At 68.6% G+C, this 16,586-nt stretch carries 16 protein-coding genes; 9 read left to right on the forward strand and 7 right to left on the reverse strand.

Features of this window, described 5'->3' with window-relative positions:
- Nucleotides 1-276: 276 nt before the first annotated feature.
- From QMK28_RS00700 to QMK28_RS00730, 7 genes are all read left to right on the forward strand, one after another.
- A complete protein-coding gene (locus QMK28_RS00700; RefSeq protein WP_326434931.1) occupies nt 277-600 on the forward strand; it encodes a hypothetical protein in 324 nt (107 codons plus the stop codon).
- Between the two features lie 260 nt (nt 601-860).
- Nucleotides 861-1,355, forward strand: coding sequence for a hypothetical protein (locus QMK28_RS00705; RefSeq protein WP_326434932.1), 495 nt, complete (start codon nt 861-863; stop codon nt 1,353-1,355).
- Nucleotides 1,356-1,615: 260 nt separating this feature from the next.
- Nucleotides 1,616-1,891, forward strand: a complete 276-nt coding sequence (locus QMK28_RS00710) for a hypothetical protein (protein WP_326434933.1) — start codon at nt 1,616-1,618, stop codon at nt 1,889-1,891.
- Nucleotides 1,892-1,906: 15 nt separating this feature from the next.
- Complete coding sequence (locus tag QMK28_RS00715) at nt 1,907-2,410, forward strand: Imm50 family immunity protein (protein WP_326434934.1); 504 nt, start codon at nt 1,907-1,909, stop codon at nt 2,408-2,410.
- On the forward strand, nt 2,397-2,804 hold the full coding sequence (locus QMK28_RS00720) for an Imm50 family immunity protein (RefSeq protein WP_326434935.1): 408 nt from the start codon (nt 2,397-2,399) through the stop codon (nt 2,802-2,804). Before QMK28_RS00715 ends, QMK28_RS00720 begins: the two co-directional genes overlap by 14 nt.
- A gap of 212 nt (nt 2,805-3,016) precedes the next feature.
- Nucleotides 3,017-3,223, forward strand: coding sequence for a toxin-antitoxin system HicB family antitoxin (locus tag QMK28_RS00725; protein WP_326434936.1), 207 nt, complete (start codon nt 3,017-3,019; stop codon nt 3,221-3,223).
- Entirely contained in the window at nt 3,220-3,525 is a 306-nt protein-coding gene (locus QMK28_RS00730; RefSeq protein WP_326434937.1) for a hypothetical protein, read from the forward strand. Before QMK28_RS00725 ends, QMK28_RS00730 begins: the two co-directional genes overlap by 4 nt.
- A 114-nt stretch (nt 3,526-3,639) precedes the next feature.
- On the opposite strand, the gene QMK28_RS00735 is transcribed toward QMK28_RS00730, so the two are convergent.
- Nucleotides 3,640-3,876 carry a hypothetical protein gene (locus tag QMK28_RS00735; RefSeq protein WP_326434938.1) on the reverse strand — a complete coding sequence of 79 codons (237 nt, stop codon included), beginning with the start codon at nt 3,874-3,876 and terminating at the stop codon, nt 3,640-3,642.
- Nucleotides 3,877-4,055: 179 nt separating this feature from the next.
- Between QMK28_RS00735 and pepN the strand changes: the two genes are divergently transcribed.
- On the forward strand, nt 4,056-6,647 hold the full coding sequence (pepN, locus tag QMK28_RS00740; RefSeq protein ID WP_326434939.1) for an aminopeptidase N: 2,592 nt from the start codon (nt 4,056-4,058) through the stop codon (nt 6,645-6,647).
- Between the two features lie 260 nt (nt 6,648-6,907).
- On the opposite strand, the gene alc is transcribed toward pepN, so the two are convergent.
- The 4 genes from alc to QMK28_RS00760 form a co-directional block, all read right to left on the reverse strand.
- Nucleotides 6,908-8,053, reverse strand: a complete 1,146-nt coding sequence (alc, locus tag QMK28_RS00745) for an allantoicase (RefSeq protein WP_326434941.1) — start codon at nt 8,051-8,053, stop codon at nt 6,908-6,910.
- 127 nt (nt 8,054-8,180) lie between these two features.
- Nucleotides 8,181-9,113, reverse strand: coding sequence for a LysR family transcriptional regulator (locus QMK28_RS00750; RefSeq protein ID WP_326434942.1), 933 nt, complete (start codon nt 9,111-9,113; stop codon nt 8,181-8,183).
- A gap of 178 nt (nt 9,114-9,291) precedes the next feature.
- Nucleotides 9,292-10,266, reverse strand: a complete 975-nt coding sequence (locus QMK28_RS00755; RefSeq protein ID WP_326434943.1) for an acyl-ACP desaturase — start codon at nt 10,264-10,266, stop codon at nt 9,292-9,294.
- A 375-nt stretch (nt 10,267-10,641) separates the two neighbouring features.
- Nucleotides 10,642-10,956, reverse strand: a complete 315-nt coding sequence (locus tag QMK28_RS00760; protein ID WP_443050477.1) for a hypothetical protein — start codon at nt 10,954-10,956, stop codon at nt 10,642-10,644.
- A gap of 347 nt (nt 10,957-11,303) precedes the next feature.
- Here QMK28_RS00760 and QMK28_RS00765 point away from each other — a divergent pair, with 347 nt between their 5' ends.
- Nucleotides 11,304-13,655, forward strand: a complete 2,352-nt coding sequence (locus QMK28_RS00765; protein WP_326434944.1) for an MMPL family transporter — start codon at nt 11,304-11,306, stop codon at nt 13,653-13,655.
- Nucleotides 13,656-13,662: 7 nt separating this feature from the next.
- Here the strand turns inward: QMK28_RS00765 and malQ are convergent, their stop codons facing one another.
- The gene (gene malQ, locus QMK28_RS00770) at nt 13,663-16,197 is read right to left on the reverse strand and encodes a 4-alpha-glucanotransferase (protein ID WP_326434945.1); all 2,535 of its coding nucleotides are present in this window, start codon (nt 16,195-16,197) and stop codon (nt 13,663-13,665) included.
- Nucleotides 16,197-16,484 (reverse strand): hypothetical protein, encoded by a 288-nt coding sequence (locus QMK28_RS00775; RefSeq protein ID WP_326434946.1) that lies wholly within the window; start codon nt 16,482-16,484, stop codon nt 16,197-16,199. The genes malQ and QMK28_RS00775 overlap by 1 nt, the downstream gene beginning before the upstream one ends.
- Between the last annotated feature and the right edge of the window lie 102 nt (nt 16,485-16,586).

Below are 16,586 nucleotides of genomic sequence, written 5' to 3' on the forward strand. Positions count from 1 at the left end.
ATGGAATCTGGATGGAAAATTGAAGGACAATACCCAATCAGCGCATACTCCAATGATTTGGATACAAGGGATCAGCTTCAAGCTGTAATGCAGGAAGTTTCAGATGAGGCGCGAGTAGCACTTTCTGGCCTACTGAGCAGTCTAGACGAACGATTCGAATCACAGACAATTCCCGACGAAGCGGGCGAACTCCGCCCTTGGTTGCAGCCCTCCAGCGGGGAGGGGGTTGAGCAAAACGAGTACTGGCGACGCAAGCCTCGGGTGATCCCGTGGTGAGTGCGCGCTGATCAGCTCATGAAACTTATTCGACAGCTGACAGACCCGGATACACGGCAGCGCGAGCTCGGCGCCGACAGAGTGACAGATTGGGTGAGCAGCTATTCCAAGACAGAAAGGCGACTGCTAGCAGGAATCTTGTCGATCTCCGCAGCTTGTGAGCAGCATCATGGCACTTTGGAAGCACAGTTGCACGCACTCCTTGAACTCGGAGCCAGCGGGCTTACAAATTTCGAGAGTATTGCACATCTGCGCGAGATTGATCTCACGACACTGCCCGGCAGCTTGAGTGAATACGTTGAGGATCTCCTGAATACATCTTGACCTCACGTATCAGGAATTTCTGGACTTGCACGACACGGAGGTCCTGGAGGATCTGGGCGTCCAACTCGAGTCTTCAAGGGGGGACACACAGGGACAGATTGAACTACAAGTATTCCCGCGCGTTACAATCGTGGACAGACTGCTATTTGTGTGAGGGAAGAGCTACGCCGAGTTTCTCACTGGTCCACCCAGCGCATCAATGGCCAACTTCTCTAGGCGAGGAACATTTCCACTGACGGTTGAAGACGAGTGGGCTAGAAATGGTTGACCTTGATGGAGAAGATCGGTGGCGCAGAATATCGGCCAGCGGACTCAAAGTGCTCGACACTCCGCCCCCAGAAGACGTTCCAACAGTGCTTCAAGTATGGAAGCATGTGTCCAATATTGAAACGGAGCCTACTGCAACAGTCGGCCAAGAACACCCGGAAGCGCTGGCAGAAGTGGACCGCCAGTGGCTTCTTCAAGCCTCAAGAAATTCCCTCTTCGCTGAAGATGGATCATTTCTGGTCAGCATGGCCGGGCAAGGCAGTCTGGAGCTCGGCTGGATCTGCGTGGAGTGGTCGAAAGGAGCTGAATTGGCTTCACATCTCCAAGATGAAGGATCTCCCGAGTTTTTGGGCATGTCCATTGACGGGGACCACGTTTGCGCGGTGACCACAGAAGAGTACGAATATTGGATTGTGAAGCATCGATTCGGAATATACTCGGAATCATTGGACGCATCAAATCCGGGGATAATCAGGGAAGTTACGTAATTCAAGAACTCCCGGATGATCCGCCAAGCTATCTTGTATTGACAGCCCTTGATCCCGAGTTCAGAAATGGAAGCGGAGACGAATGGGTGGAAGACACACCTTCCCTCCAGCAGTTCTTTAAAGAGGCTCATTGGGATATCGAATGGGAGTAGCGGAATTTTCCGTCCCACCCTCTAGTATCGGCAAGAAGCTAACGGGGATACCACTCGAAGGCAACCCTACCCTCGAATAGAACCTCGATAAATCAACATGGGATTACCATGGATTGGCTTTCAGAAGAGGATGAGTGGCTGCGCGTAGCACCCCGATTGGCAGAAATAATCTCCTCTTGGGATGACATCGGTTACATCGAAGTCTATCGGGCGAACGAATGGCCCGCTCACCAGACGGGGCGCAGAATTAAAGGTGCAGAATTGCAAGCACTCCTCAGGGAGGATTTCACATGGAAGTACGAAGAGATCCCACGCGAAGCAATCAGCCTCCTCGCCACAAAACTAAGTCGCGAGCTGAGCGTGCCGCCGGACCAGAGGAATTGAGCTTATAATTCCCGTATGACACTTCACTGGGCTGAGCAGCTCGTAAACCCAGAACAACTCACCGCTCTCTACCTGACGATTCCATCCCTTCATTCCATCAAAGTGAGATCCATACACCTCGACCGCTGGGGTCCAACTCTCACACTGCGCTTTGACCTGCCGGAATTCCCACACGTTCCACGCGTCGAATGGCAAGAACCAGATTGCGATACGTTTCAGTGCCAGGTGCAGTTCCTGGCCGTAGCGGATGTCGCTATGACTCAATGGCAGCCACCGGTCACCGCGAATATCACCATGCTCCCGCGCGATCTACGCCGCCTGGAGATCAGCGTCGAGGGACTTGGAGTAAATCTTTCGTTCAGCAGCAGCGATTCCTTGATCATCGGACATATGGGCGCGTTTAAAACGACCCCAGAAGGGGCGGACAGCGGTCGACACTGCTACCTGAGCAAGCTCGACGCCATGAGATTCGGCAGCACACCAGCTCCCCACGAGAAGACATTCAATGAGCACATCTGACTGGCCGAAATTCCTCACCGAACCCCGCGAAATTCACGAACTCTTCGACCGTCCACCAGTCCTTAGCCAGTGCGATCTGTTCTATCTGCACATCGACGAGCGCGGAACGAGCGTGACGCTGGGATTTGACACCAAACACCTACCTGACCACCCGTTGCCCGAGTGGACGAAGGGAGAGTTCAACGCGTTTGAATTCTTCCTCACCTTCTCACCCGTTACACACTTGAACATTTCGGGATGGCAAAGTTCACTTTCCAAACAGACCAGGATCTCCCGAAGTCTTGAGGGCAATGTCTCGGTGACCATCACCGGGATCGACGAAGACCTGTCCTTCCAGGCACAATCCGCCTTCCTTACGCGCGCGAGGGTCTACCTCGCCTCACGGAGCGAGTGAGGCTCTCTCACGATCCGAAGCTCAGCACAGAGCTGCACACGCGATAAAACCCGCTCAGCAAAAGAAGAACCGAGCCGCCGAGGTGCCGGCGTTCTACACGTACGCGGAGATCACCGTCCGGCCGTGGCGAACATGGATGCGGCAGCCGTGAGGCGTGGCAGATGGGGTGCGGCACCTTGCGTGGCTTCCGGATCGACTACTACCGTGGTGGCATGAGTGTATTCACCGTGCGCCTATCGGACGACCTCGACGCTGACGTGCGCAAGGCCGCAGCCGACTCCGGCCTCTCTCTCAACGCCTACATGGTGCGCACGCTGCGCCACCAGATGGTCAAGGAAGCCGCTGAGGCCCAGGCCGCCATCGGCGGGGTGCTCCTCGTGGACGACGGTGACGCGGACCCCGCCGGAGACATCCGATGAAGCGCGGGACCGTCTGGGAGCTGCCTCTCTCCGACACCACCCGCACCATCCTGGTCCTGTCCATCGACGAGGCCAACGAGAGCTATCGGACAGCGGTGTGCCTGCTTCTCCACCCGGCCGACGCCTTCCCCGACACGCTCCTGTCCGTCCCCATCACCGATCCGGTGCGAGCGGTCGCCGTGCCCGTGAACCTCACCCAGTACGCCGCTCACCGCTTCGAGAAGGCAAAGCTGCTCGGCGAGGTGCCCCTGGACGCGATGACGCGTGTCGAGCGCGCTGTGCGTTCCGTCCTGGATCTCTGAACCGACGCGATAAGGGGCCCGCGAGGCTCGGCGCCGTCGGAGTCACCGGTCAGGGCGGCCTCGGGGTGACGCGGCACGGCCGTCCAGGGCCGGTCGTCCGGGGCCCGCCCAGTGTCAGACCACGTGCCCGCCGGACGGCTCGGGATCGAGCCCGTCGCCGGTAGTGCACCGCCAAAGACGCGCGTCCTCGCCCTCGGCCCACTCCTGCGCGGCGGCTGCGTAATCCGCTTCCGCGACGGTGTTCTCGGCCCGGACCGTTGCGCGCCGCTGCTCGGCCGCTGAAGCCTTGGCCGGCCAAAGCTCACGCTTCAGCGCCTCGGCCCGAACCTCGCGCCGCGAACGTGCGTTCATCGAATCTCTCCGTCCCATAGGCCACGAACCTAAGGGCAGCTCAGATCCGCTGCCGGCACCCGCCGACACATCGGCCGTCCGGGTGACAGCACCGCCGTACGCCCACCCCGCCGCCCCCCTCCACCGAAGCCCGCCGCCGTGGAAGGATGACAAAAAACGCGACATAAGGAGATGGCCCGGTGCCTGGAACGAACCTCACCCGCGAAGAGGCGCAGCAGCGGGCGCGCCTGCTCAGTGTCGACTCGTACGAGATCGGCCTCGATCTCTCCGGCGCGCAGCAGGGCGGCACTTTCCGGTCGGTGACCACGGTGCGCTTCGACGTTGCCGAGGCTGGGGCGGATACGTTCATCGATCTGGTGGCGCCGGCCGTGCACGAGGTAGTGCTGAACGGTGACGCGCTGGACGCCGGCGCGGTGTTCGAGAACAGCAGGATCGCGCTGTCCGGGCTGCTCGCCGGGCGTAATGAGCTGCGGGTCGTCGCGGATTGCGCGTACACCAACAGCGGTGAGGGTCTGCACCGGTTCGTGGATCCGGTGGACGAGCAGGCTTATCTGTATACGCAGTTCGAGGTGCCGGACGCGCGCCGGGTCTTCGCGTCGTTCGAGCAGCCGGACCTCAAGGGGACGTTCGAGTTCACCGTGACGGCCCCTGAGGGCTGGACGGTCATCTCCAACTCTCCGACGCCGGAGCCCAAGGACAACATCTGGAGCTTCGCGCCGACGCCGCGGATCTCGACGTACATCACCGCGCTGATCGTCGGCCCGTACCACTCGGTGCACAGCAGCTGGGAGGGCGAGGGGCGCAGTGTGCCGCTCGCGGTGTACTGCCGGCCCTCGCTCGCCGAGTTCCTCGACTCGGACGCGATCTTCGAGGTCACCCGGCAGGGCTTCGACTGGTTCCAGGAGAAGTTCGATTACGCGTACCCGTTCGAGAAGTACGACCAGCTCTTCGTCCCGGAGTTCAACGCGGGCGCGATGGAGAACGCGGGCGCGGTGACCATCCGCGACCAGTACGTCTTCCGCTCGAAGGTGACGGACGCGGCGTACGAGACGCGCGCCGAGACCATCCTGCACGAGCTGGCGCACATGTGGTTCGGCGACCTGGTCACCATGGAGTGGTGGAACGACCTGTGGCTGAACGAGTCGTTCGCCACCTACACCTCCATCGCCTGCCAGGCCGACGCGGCGGGCAGCAAGTGGCCGCAGTCGTGGACCACCTTCGCGAACTCCATGAAGACCTGGGCGTACCGGCAGGACCAGTTGCCGTCCACGCACCCGATCATGGCGGAGATCAATGACCTGGACGACGTCCTGGTCAACTTCGACGGCATCACCTACGCCAAGGGCGCCTCGGTGCTCAAGCAGCTCGTCGCCTATGTCGGCAAGGACGAGTTCTTCGCCGGTGTGCAGGCGTACTTCAAGGCGCACGCGTTCGGGAACACCCGGCTCTCCGACCTGCTCGGCGCGCTGGAGCGGACCTCGGGCCGGGACCTGAAGGCCTGGTCGAAGGCGTGGCTGGAGACGGCCGGGATCAACATCCTCCGACCGGAGATCGAGACCGACGCCTCGGGCGTCGTCACCTCGTTCACGGTCCTCCAGGAGGCCCCGGCGCTGCCTGCCGGCGCGAAGGGCGAGTCCACGCTGCGACCGCACCGCATCGCGATCGGCTGCTACGACCTCAAGGACGGCAAGCTGGTCCGCACCAGCCGGATCGAGCTGGACGTGGCCGGGGAGCGCACCGAGGTGCCGTTCCCGAAGGACACCCGCCGCCCCGCGGTGATCCTGCTCAACGACGACGACCTGTCGTACGCGAAGGTGCGGCTGGACGCCGAGTCGCTGCGGGTGGTCACCGAGCACCTGGGGGACTTCGCCGAGTCGCTGCCGCGCGCGCTGAGCTGGGCCTCGGCGTGGGACATGACGCGGGACGGCGAGCTGGCCGCCCGCGACTACCTCGACCTGGTGCTCTCGGGTGTCGCCAAGGAGTCGGACATCGGCGTCGTCCAGTCGCTGCACCGCCAGGTGAAGCTGGCGCTGGACCTCTACGCCGACCCGGTGTGGCGCGAGCGCGGCCTCACCCGGTGGACCGACGCCGCGCTGGAGCAGCTGCGCGCGGCGGCTCCCGGCAGCGACCACCAGCTCGCGTGGGCGCGGACGTTCGCGGCCACGGCCCGTACGGACGCGCAGCTGGACCTGCTGGACGGGCTGCTGAACGGGACCGAGACGGTCGAGGGCCTGGCCGTCGACACCGAGATGCGCTGGGCGCTGCTCCAGCGGCTGGCGTCGACCGGGCGGGCGGACGAGAAGGCCATCGCGGCCGAGCTGGAGCGCGACAAGACCTCGGCGGGCGAGCAGCACGCCACCTCGGCCCGCGCCTCCCGGCCGACGGCCGCGGCCAAGGCGGAGGCCTGGGCGTCGGTCATCGACTCGGACAAGCTGCCGAACGCGGTGCAGGAAGCGGTGATCGGCGGCTTCGTCCAGATCGACCAGCGCGAGCTGCTCGCGCCGTACACCGCGAAGTACTTCGCCGCGGTCAAGGCGGTCTGGGACTCGCGCAGCTACGAGATGGCGCAGCAGATCGCGACCGGTCTGTACCCGGCGCTCCAGGTCTCGCAGGAGACCCTGGACGCGACGGACGCCTGGCTGGCCTCGGCCGAGCCGTCGGCGGCGCTGCGCCGGCTGGTCACCGAGTCGCGCGCTGGCGTGGAGCGCGCGCTGCGCGCCCAGCGGGCGGACGCGGCGGCGGGCGGGACGGCCGGCGCGGACAAGGGCTGAGCCCTTTCCGGGCGCTGAGCGGAGCGCCCGGCCCGAGTTGAACGCTGGTGCACGACGAGGCCCCCGTCCCCCGACGGGGGTCTCGTCGTCTCCCCGCGGACCGGCGACCCATGTCAACCGGTCGGCTGGTCAGAGGGCGGCGGCTGCCCAGTGGATGCGGCGGGCCGCCACCAGGCGGTGCGCGGCCGGGCGGTGAGCGGCCGGGCGGTGAGCGGCAGCCGCGGCTGCCGAGCCCGTCGACTCGTCAGCCCATCGACGCGTCAGCCCGTCAGCTGCTCGAAGCGCCGCGCGAGCGCCGCGCCGCCCGCCTCGGTGAGGCTGCCGTGCAGCCGCAGCCGGGCGATGCCGCCGTCCGGGAAGACGTCGACCCGTACGTGGGTGGCCGTGGCGGGGGCGTCGAGGCGGAAGCGGTGCGAGGTGTCCGGCTGGAGCTTGGTGCGCCGCAGGATCTCGGTCCAGGAGCCCGCGTCGGCCGGGTCGGCGGTCGTCGCGTCGCAGACGGAGACGGCGGCCCAGCCCGCGGAGTTTCCCTTGAGGTAGGCGGTGTCGATCTCCAGGGCGCGGATGACGCCCTGGCCCGCGAGGCGGAAGCGCACCCAGTCGTTGGTGGCCTTGACCCGGCGGCGGCGGTTCTCCCAGCCGTCGTCCATCTTCCGGGAGAGGTCGGGCAGGATGATGCTGGTCGGCGAGGAGTAGAAGCGGTCGGAGGCGTCCTCGACCGCGCCGCCGTGCAGCACCGCCGCGAGGTCGAAGGTGCCGAGCAGCTCCAGCCACGCCGGGTCGGCGACGACCTCGCCGTGCACCCGCAGCCGGGCGATGCCGCCGTCGGGGTGCTGGTTGAGCCGCAGGTGGGTGTAGCGGCGCTCGCTGGAGACGGTGAAGCCGTTGGCGGCGTGGCCGCGTACCGGCGTGCGCGGGACGATCTCCTCCCACTTCACGTCGGCGGCGAGCAGCTGCTCGGGGCTGGGGCTGCCCTCGACGGCCGCCGCCTGGACGGAGACCTGCTGCGGGTAGTTGCCGCGGAAGTGGGCGGTGTCGACGATCAGGCCGCGGATGACGCCGGGGGCGGCGAGCCGGATGAGCGCCCAGTCGTGGTCTTCGTCGGTCGGGAAGGGGTGTTCCGCGTCCGCGCCGCGCCGCCGCCTGGTCTCCCAGCCGTCCATGATCTTGCCCTTGTGCCCGAAGTGCTCCGGGTCGAAGACGGCGGGCGTCGCGACGAGCAGGTTCTCCCGGTCGGCGAAGAACTCGTCGTTCGCGGCGATGACTCCGGCCCCGAGACGACGGTCGGCCAGGTCCACCAGGTCGGTGAACGGGAAGTCGCCGCCGCGGTAGTCGGCGTACGGGTCGCCGCCGCCGTACGGGTCGGCGTCATTGGCGTGCGGGTCGTGGGACGGGGTGGAAGTCATCCTTCGCCTCTCTGCGGTCGGTGGCACGGCTGGGCCGGGGGTCCGGACCGGCGTCCGGGCCGGTGTGCCGATGTCCCCGACTCTCACAGAGGCCATTACTCAGGTCTAGCGAAAGTTTCTGACACATCTATTCAGCTGAGCTGAACATTCGAGCGTCCGCCGCCTGCCGCAGCGCACCCAGTACCCGGGCCAGCCCCGGCGCCTCTTCGGCCCCGCGCCGGACCGCGGCCACCACATGGCGGCGCGGCTGGTCGGCGTGCAGCACCCGTACCGCGACCCCGGCCGCGGGCCCCGCGACGGCCACCGCCACCGCCATCCGCGGCACCAGCGCGACGCCCAGGCCCGCGCCGACCATCGCGAGGATCGCGGACCAGTCGGCCGCCGCGTGCGCCTGCTCAGGTACGAATCCGGCGGCCTCGCAGGCCGCCCTGGTGATCTCCGACCACGGCCCGCTGCTGCCGAAGATCCAGGGCTCGCCCGCGAGGTCGGCGAGCCGCAGCCCGGCCGCCGAGACGAGCGGGTGGCCTGCGGGGAGGGCCACGTCGAGGGGGTCGGCGAGCAGTTCGATCCGGGTGAACTTCGGGTCGCGGGGCGTCGGGGCGTGCGCGGCGAGCGAGAGCGCCAGCTCGACCGCGCCGGCCGAGAGCAGCTCGTACGCCTCGGCCGCCTCCGCCTCCCGTACGGACACGGTCAGCCCGGGGTGGCTGCGCCGCAGCTCCAGCACGGCGGGCACCACCAGGGCCGGGATCGAGGTGCTGAACGCGCCGACCCGCACCTGGCCGGCCTCTCCCTGGAGGTAGCCGGCCAGCTCGGCGTCGGCCCGCTCCAGCTGGGCGAAGACCGCCTCGGCGTGCCGCAGTACGAGGTGGGCGGCGTCGGTCAGCCGGACCCGGCGGCCATGCGCCTCCAGCAGCACCACGCCGAGCTGCTTGGCGAGCCCGGAGAGCTGCTGGGAGACCGCCGAGGGCGTCATACGCAGCGCCTCGGCGGTGGCGGTGACGGTGCCCAGCTCACTGAGCGTGCGCAGGATGTGCAGCTTACGGATCTCCCAGTCGACCATGAAGGCACGCTACAAGGTGCGGTCGGGAGATCAGCGATCGGTGGATCGACGGATCGACGGATCAGTGCTTCAGCTTCATCGCGCCGAGGTGACACAGACGCGGTCTCGACCTCGACCTCGACCCTGGTCTCGACCTCGACCCTGGTCTCGGCTCCGGCGGATCAGCGCTACGCCGCCGTCAGACCTTCGCCGCGCGGGCCGCGCGGCGGGCCAGCAGCGCGGCGCGCCGCTCGTCGAACTTGACCGCCTGCTCGTCGAGGCCGCCCATGTACATGCCGAGCTCCTCCTGCGCCTTGAGCCCGTCCGGACTCAGGCCGGAGATGTCCATGACCTTGAGGTAGCGCAGCACGGGCTGCAGTACGTCGTCGTGGTGGATGCGCAGGTTGTAGATGCCGCCGATGGCCATCTGGGCGGCAGCGCGCTCGAAGCCGGGCATGCCGTGGCCGGGCATCCGGAAGTCCACGACGACGTCCCGGACGGCGCACATCGTCTGGTCGGGGGCCATCTCGAAGGCCGCGCCGAGCAGGTTGCGGTAGAAGACCATGTGCAGGTTCTCGTCGGTGGCGATCCGGGCCAGCATCCGGTCGCAGACCGGGTCGCCGGACTGGTGGCCGGTGTTGCGGTGCGAGACGCGGGTCGCGAGCTCCTGGAACGCGACGTACGCGACCGAGTGCAGCATGCTGTGCCGGTTGTCGGACTCGAAGCCCTCCGACATGTGCTGCATCCGGAACCGCTCCAGCTGGACCGGGTCGACGGCGCGGGTGGTCAGCAGGTAGTCCCGCATGACGATGCCGTGCCGGCCTTCCTCGGCCGTCCAGCGGTGCACCCAGGTGCCCCACGCGCCGTCCCGGCCGAAGAGGGAGGCGATCTCGTGGTGGTAGCTGGGGAGGTTGTCCTCGGTGAGGAGGTTCACCACCAGGGCGATCCGGCCGATGTCGGTGACCTTCGACTGGTCGACGGACCAGGCGTCGCCGCCCATGATGCCGTCGAAGTTCCGGCCGTCGCTCCACGGCACGTACTCGTGGGGCATCCACTCCTTGGCGACCCCGAGGTGCCGGTTGAGCTCGGTCTCGACGACTTCTTCCAGTGCGTGCAGGAGCTGAGCGTCACTCCACGCGGCCTGGCCGTGAGGGCGGGAAGGGGCGATGGTCACAGCATCTCCTGGGTACGACGAAAACTTCCTACGGGTCCGTAGGTTACGCCATCGTAGGTTAGGTCCGCGTTAGGGAACGTGTCAGTGGGATGCCAGCGGACATCAGCGGCCCCACCATCCCCAGGGGCCACAGTCGCCGGCCCCCGGCGGCACTCCGTGGGGACACCGGCGGGACTCCGCCGGGGCTCCGCGAGTACCCAGGCATCCTGAGCGCCAACCGTCACCGGTGTCCAGGGCGCGTCCGGAACTCCGTCGCCGGGGAGCAAGAATCCGTCGCGGGGCGGAACGGCGGAAGGCCAGAGGCGGAAAACGACGAGGGCACCCACCGGCCTGTGTGGACCGGTGGGCGCCCTCGGACGTCGGAGGTGGGTGCGATCAGCTCTGCTGCGGCTTGCCGGCCGCGACTTTCTCGCCGGTGGCCTCGCCGGCCGCCTTGCCGGTGGCTTTGCGCGCGAGAATCGGGTTGTCGGACTCGCCGCCCAGCATCACCAGACCGGCGATGACCAGGAACAGCACGATCGGCAGCGCGACGTAGAGACCGAGCGTCTCCACGATGCTCAGGCCCGGACCCGGGTCGTCGCCGTCGTCGGGCGTGACCGCGAAGGCAGGGGACGACATCAGCATCATCAGCGTCGTTCCGGCGGTGACCGTGCCGGCGCGCAGTGCGTTCTTCTTGACCATGTTTCCCACGGCCTCAACCTAGCGAACTCCGGAACACACCGCGCGCCCGGGGTGGCTTTACGGCCGAGGTGTCACGGAACGGGGCTCCGGCGGTCCGGAGGGTGACTTCACCGGTGCCGGCTTGACGCGACGGCGACCGGGCGGTGCCCAACCCGTCGCCGGTGAGACGGCGCAGGTCGGCGTTGACCCGGCGCCGCGACACCTCGGTGCCGAGCCCCCGAGCCCCCGAGCGGCAGGGCGCGCCCGGCGAGGCCATAAACGGCACCGTTTCTCCCGAAATATCTACAATGCCGATATTTGCCAAGACTGGCTGAATTTGCCAAGGCCGGCTGATGTTCGCACCCTCCGGGGGACACATGACTTCGCAGAGCGGTACGGAAGCCGGAGCACCGGGAAGCGGGGGCGGAACGGGGCGGCTACAGAGGCTGGGCGAGTGGTGCGCCCGTCATTTCGTTGTCGTCATCGTTCTCTGGCTGGTCGGCCTCGGCGGGCTGCACGCGTTGCAGGGGGCGTTCGGCGGTACGTACTCCGATGACTTCTCGCTGCCCGGTACGCAGTCGAACCAGGGGGCGGCGGTGCTCAGAGAGCACGCTCCCGACGCGGGCGGTACGGGAGCCCAAGTCGTACTGCACGACGCGCAGAAACCCCTCACCGCCGTCCAGAGCCAGGTGGACCAGACGGTCGCCTCCCTCCAGAAGCTCCCGCACGTCCTGTCCGTGGACAGTCCGCTGCCCGCTACCTCCTCCTCGCCGCCCACGGGCGCGCTGTCCTCCGACGGAAAGCGCGGGTACATCACCGTCCGGTTCAGCTCCAACCCCACCTCGTTCGGAGACTCCTATCTCGACGGGGTCGACAAGGCGGTGAAGCCGCTGCGCACGGCCGGCGTGGATGTCGAGTACGGCGGCCCGCTCGGTGAACTCGCCCGGCCCGCGTCCAGCGACCTGACCAGCGAGGCGATCGGGTTCGCCGTGGCGGTGGCAGTCCTGCTGATCGGGTTCGGCAGCGTCATCGCCGCCGGCCTCCCGCTACTCACCGCCCTGATCAGCGTCATCGTCGGCCTGAGCTGTCTGAGCCTGATCGCCGCCGCCTTCACCTTCGCGAGCGTCTCGCCGACCCTCGCCACGATGATCGGGCTGGGCGTCGGCATCGACTACGCCCTGTTCCTGATCACCCGTCACCGGCAGCAGGCCATGGACGGCGCGGACCCGGTGACGGCGGCCGGCCGCGCGGTCGCCACCAGCGGGCGCGCCGTGCTGGTCTCGGGGTGCACGGTCATCGTCGCGCTGGCCGGACTGTACGTCTCCCAGGTCAGCTTCATCGGAAAGCTGGGCGCCGCCTCCGCGGTCACGGTCGTCACCGCGGTCATCGGCTCGATCACCCTGGTGCCCGCGCTGCTCGGACTGGTCGGACACCGGATCGACCGCTACCGGGTCCGGCGACCGGTCGCGGAGGGCGTAGCGGAGGGCGTAGCGGAGGGCGTCACGGAGCCGGGCAGCGGCGGCGGGCCCCAGGAGGACACCCGTACGCGGCCTGCGACCGCGGACACGGCCGGCACGGAGCCGCGCGCCGATGCGCAGAGCGGCTGGCACCGCTATGCCCAGCGGCTGGAACACCGCCCCTGGTGGTTCCTGCTCGCCGGACTCGTGATCGTCGGCGTCCTCGCGATTCCGGTGTTCTCCATCCGCCTCGGACACATCGACGACGGCGCAGACCCCACGAGCTTCACGGACCGGCGCGCGTACGACATCATCGCCACCGGCTTCGGCCCCGGCGCCAACGGTCCGCTCACGATCGTCGTCGACCAGAGCAAGGTGTCCTCGGCCGACCGGTCCGCGCTCGCCTCCGATCTCAAGAAGGCACTCACCGACGTTCCGGGCGCGGCCAGCGTCAGTCCCCTCCAGGCCACCGGCGACGGCAAGGTGCTGACCGGCACAGCCGTCCCCAAAGGCGCACCGCAGGACGCCGGCGCCACCACCCTCTTCAACCATCTCAAGGACGACGTCCTGTCCCAGGCCGTCTCCAGCACCCCCGCGACCACCTATCTGACGGGCACGACCGCCGCCCAGGACGATTTCCTCGACGTCATCTCCGTGCGACTCCCGCTCATCATCGCCGTCGTCGTCGCCCTCGCGTTCCTCATCATCCTGATCGTCTTCCGCGGGCTCCTGGTCGCTCTCAAGGCCGCTGTGCTCAACCTCCTGTCGATCGCCGCGTCCTACGGCGTGGTCGTCGCGGTCTTCCAATGGGGCTGGGGCGGCCCGTCGTTGGGCGTCAACGGAACAGTGCCGATCGAGAGCTATGTGCCGATGATGATGTTCGCCATCATCTTCGGCCTGTCCATGGACTACGAGGTCTTCCTGCTCGCCCGGGTCCATGAAGCCTGGCTGCGCACCCGCGACGGCAAGGGCAGCGTCGCGCACGGGCTGGAAATCACAGCCCGCGTGATCAGCTGCGCCGCACTCATCATGGTCAGCGTCTTCGCCGCGTTCATCCTCAGCGACGACATCGTCGTCAAGATGCTCGGCCTCGGCCTGGCCGTCAGCGTGCTCATCGACGCCACGATCGTCCGCCTCCTGCTGGTACCAGCGGTGATGACGCTGCTCGGCAGGAGCGCGTGGTGGCTGCCCCGATGGCTGGACCGGCTCCTGCCCCATCTGGACACCGAGGGCGGCTCTGCTCAGCCGACCCCGGCGGGGCGGGCCCACTGAGCGGGGGTCACGCTTCCGCAGACTCAGACTCAGACGCAAACGCAGACTCAGACTCAGACACAGCCGGGCCCGAGCCCGCCAGGTCCCGCAGGGGCCGGAGCACGTCCATCAGCGCGTGCAGTCGCGGCGAGGCCGCCAGTTCCTCCAGGCCGACGGGTCTGCCGGTCGCGTCCGCGATCGGCAGCCGCCAGTTCGGGTACTGGTCCCAGGTGCCCGGAAGATTCTGCGGACGCCGGTCGCCCACCGCGTCCGGCAGCCACACCCCGAGCATCCGCGCCGGGGTCCGGGTCAGGAAGCGGTGCACCGCCTTGATCGCCGCCTCCTCGTCGCAGGTCCCCTCCGGGAGCAGCCCGAGCCTGCCCAGCAGCGCCAGCCACTCGGCGACCTCGACCGCCTCCGCCGCCTGCTCCTCGGCGAGCGGGCGGGAGAGCAGCCCGAGCCGGTGCCGCAGCCCGACGTGCTCGCCGGTGAGCCGGGCGGCGGTGCTCGGCAGGTCGTGCGTGGTGACGGTGGCCAGGCAGTCGGCGCGCCACGCTTCGGGCGGCAGCGGGCGCGGTCGCCCGGCGAGCTCCGCGGCTTCGCTGCGCGCTCCCGAGTCCCGCGCAGCGGCCTCGCAGGCGGCCGGGGCCGGGTCCGCCAGGGCCGGGTCCGCCAGGGCCGGGTCCGCCAGGGCCGGGTCCGCCAGGGCCGGGTCCGCCAGGGCCGACAGAGCCAGGCCCGCCGACGCCCCCGGCGCGACCGCCGCCTCACTCCGGTAGTCCCGCTCGAACCACATCACCGACGTACCCAGAATCCCCCGCCCGGCCAGGGCCTCCCGTACGCCCGGCTCGACCGTTCCCAGGTCCTCTCCTATGACGACCGCGCCCGCGCGGTGCGCCTCCAGGGCGAGGACGCCGAGCATCGCCTCCGCGTCGTAGCGGACGTAGCAGCCCTCCGTGGGGTCCCGGCCCTCCGGGACCCACCAGAGGCGGAACAGGCCCATCACATGGTCGATGCGCAGCGCGCCGGCGTGTCGCAGGACCCCGCGCAGCAGGTCGCGGTACGGGGCGTAGCCGGTCGCGGCGAGGGCGTCGGGGCGCCAGGGGGGCAGGCCCCAGTCCTGGCCGCGGGAGTTGAAGGCGTCCGGTGGCGCGCCGATCGACATGCCGGTCGCGAAGGCGTCCTGTTGCGCCCAGACGTCCGCGCCGCAGGGGTGCACGCCGACCGCCAGGTCGTGGACGACGCCGATGCCCATGCCCGCGTCCCGCGCGGCCCGCTGGGCGGCGCCGAGCTGGGCGTCGGTGAGCCAGGCGAGCCAGCAGTGGAAGTCGACGCGGTCCAGGCTCTCGCCGCGGGCGCGCGCGGTGCGCGAGGAGCGCGGGTCGCGCAGTCCGGCAGGCCAGGAGTGCCAGTCGGAGCCGTGTCTCTCGGCGAGGGCGCACCAGGTGGCGTGGTCGTCGAGGGGCTGGCCCTGTTCGGCGAGGAAGTCGCAGTACGCGGCGCGGCGGCCGGGGCTCAGCGGGACGGCCCTGAGCAGTTCCAGGGCCTCGCGTTTCAGCGCCCAGACGGCGTCGCGGTCGATCAGCCCGTCCTCGTGCAGCACCGCGTGGCGCAGCGCGGCGGCGCGGGTCAGCAGGTCCTCGGCGCGGCGGCGGTCGGCCGGCTCCAGGTGGGCGTACTCGGGGATGTCCTCGATCCGCAGATAGACCGGGTCGGGGAAACGGCGCGAGGACGGCCGGTACGGCGAGGGGTCGGTCGGCGCGCCGGGCACCGCCGCGTGCAGCGGGTTGACCTGGACGAAGCCGGCGCCGAGCGAGCGGCCGGACCAGGCGGCCAGCTCGGCCAGGTCGCCGAGGTCGCCCATGCCCCAGGAGCGGGCGGAGAGCAGTGAGTAGAGCTGCACCATGAAGCCGTACTGGCGGCCGGGCGGCTCGGGCACCCGGTCCGGGGCCACGATCAGGCTCGCGCGGGCCGATCGGCCGTCCGGGGCGTGCGCGCGGAGTGTGTGGCAGCCGAGCGGGAGGGGGCGCGGCGCGCCCTGCCGTCCGGGGCCGGCCCGGAAAGCGGCGGGCCGGGTTCCGGAGGCGGGAGGCCCGGTTCGGGAAACGGCGGGCCTCGTTGCGGAGGCTGCGGGCCCGGTTCCGGAGGCTGTGGACCGGCCGGAGGCCGCGGGCCGCCCGTCCGCCCCTAAGGCCGCGGGCCGCTCGTCGGCGCTGCCCGGGCCGGGAGGCCGCCCGTATTCGGCCGGGTCGAACCCCCAGTCGAGGCTTTCGCCGGTGTCGGTCTCGACCCGCAGGGCGGTGCCCTCGGGGAGGTCCGGCAGCGGGGCGGGGCCGCTGAGGCGGCCGGCGCGCAGCACGACTGTCGCCGGGAGCAGCCTGAGCCGCTCCCGGTGCGCGTGGCGGTCCAGGGCCGCGCGTACGGCACGGGGCGTCGAGGCGTCGACGCCCAGCGCGGCCAGTACGGCGACGAGGGTCTCGTCGGGGACCTGGACGGTACGGCCCGGGCCGGGTTCGTACGAGGTGGCGACTCCGTGCAGAGCGGCGAGCCGCGTACGGCCCATCAGACCTCCATCGACTCCGCGCCGGCGCCGAAGCCGTTGGCGGTCGGTTCACTGGTCAGGGGGAGCTCCGCGGAGATCGGGATCTCGGCGGTCAGCGGTGCGGTGTCGGCGAGCGGGGGCTCACTGGTGAGCGGGGACTCATGGCCGACGAAGAGATCGCATCCGTCGAGGCCGGAGTCGGGGTCGGAGACGCCGAGGAGCGCGTCGCGCTCGTCGGGGAACTCCGGTTTCACCCCTCCGGCCGGATAGGAGAGGGCGGACATCAGAAGCTGAGCGGACGCGACCACGCGATCCTCCAGGTGTAGGCGGTCAGTGGGACACGTCTGCCCTACCCACTGACGGCGGTCGCAGACGTTCTGATCCCCTCAACGTGTTCCACGTCACATTCT

The organism is Streptomyces sp. H27-D2 (assembly GCF_035828615.1).
Taxonomy (GTDB): domain Bacteria; phylum Actinomycetota; class Actinomycetes; order Streptomycetales; family Streptomycetaceae; genus Streptomyces.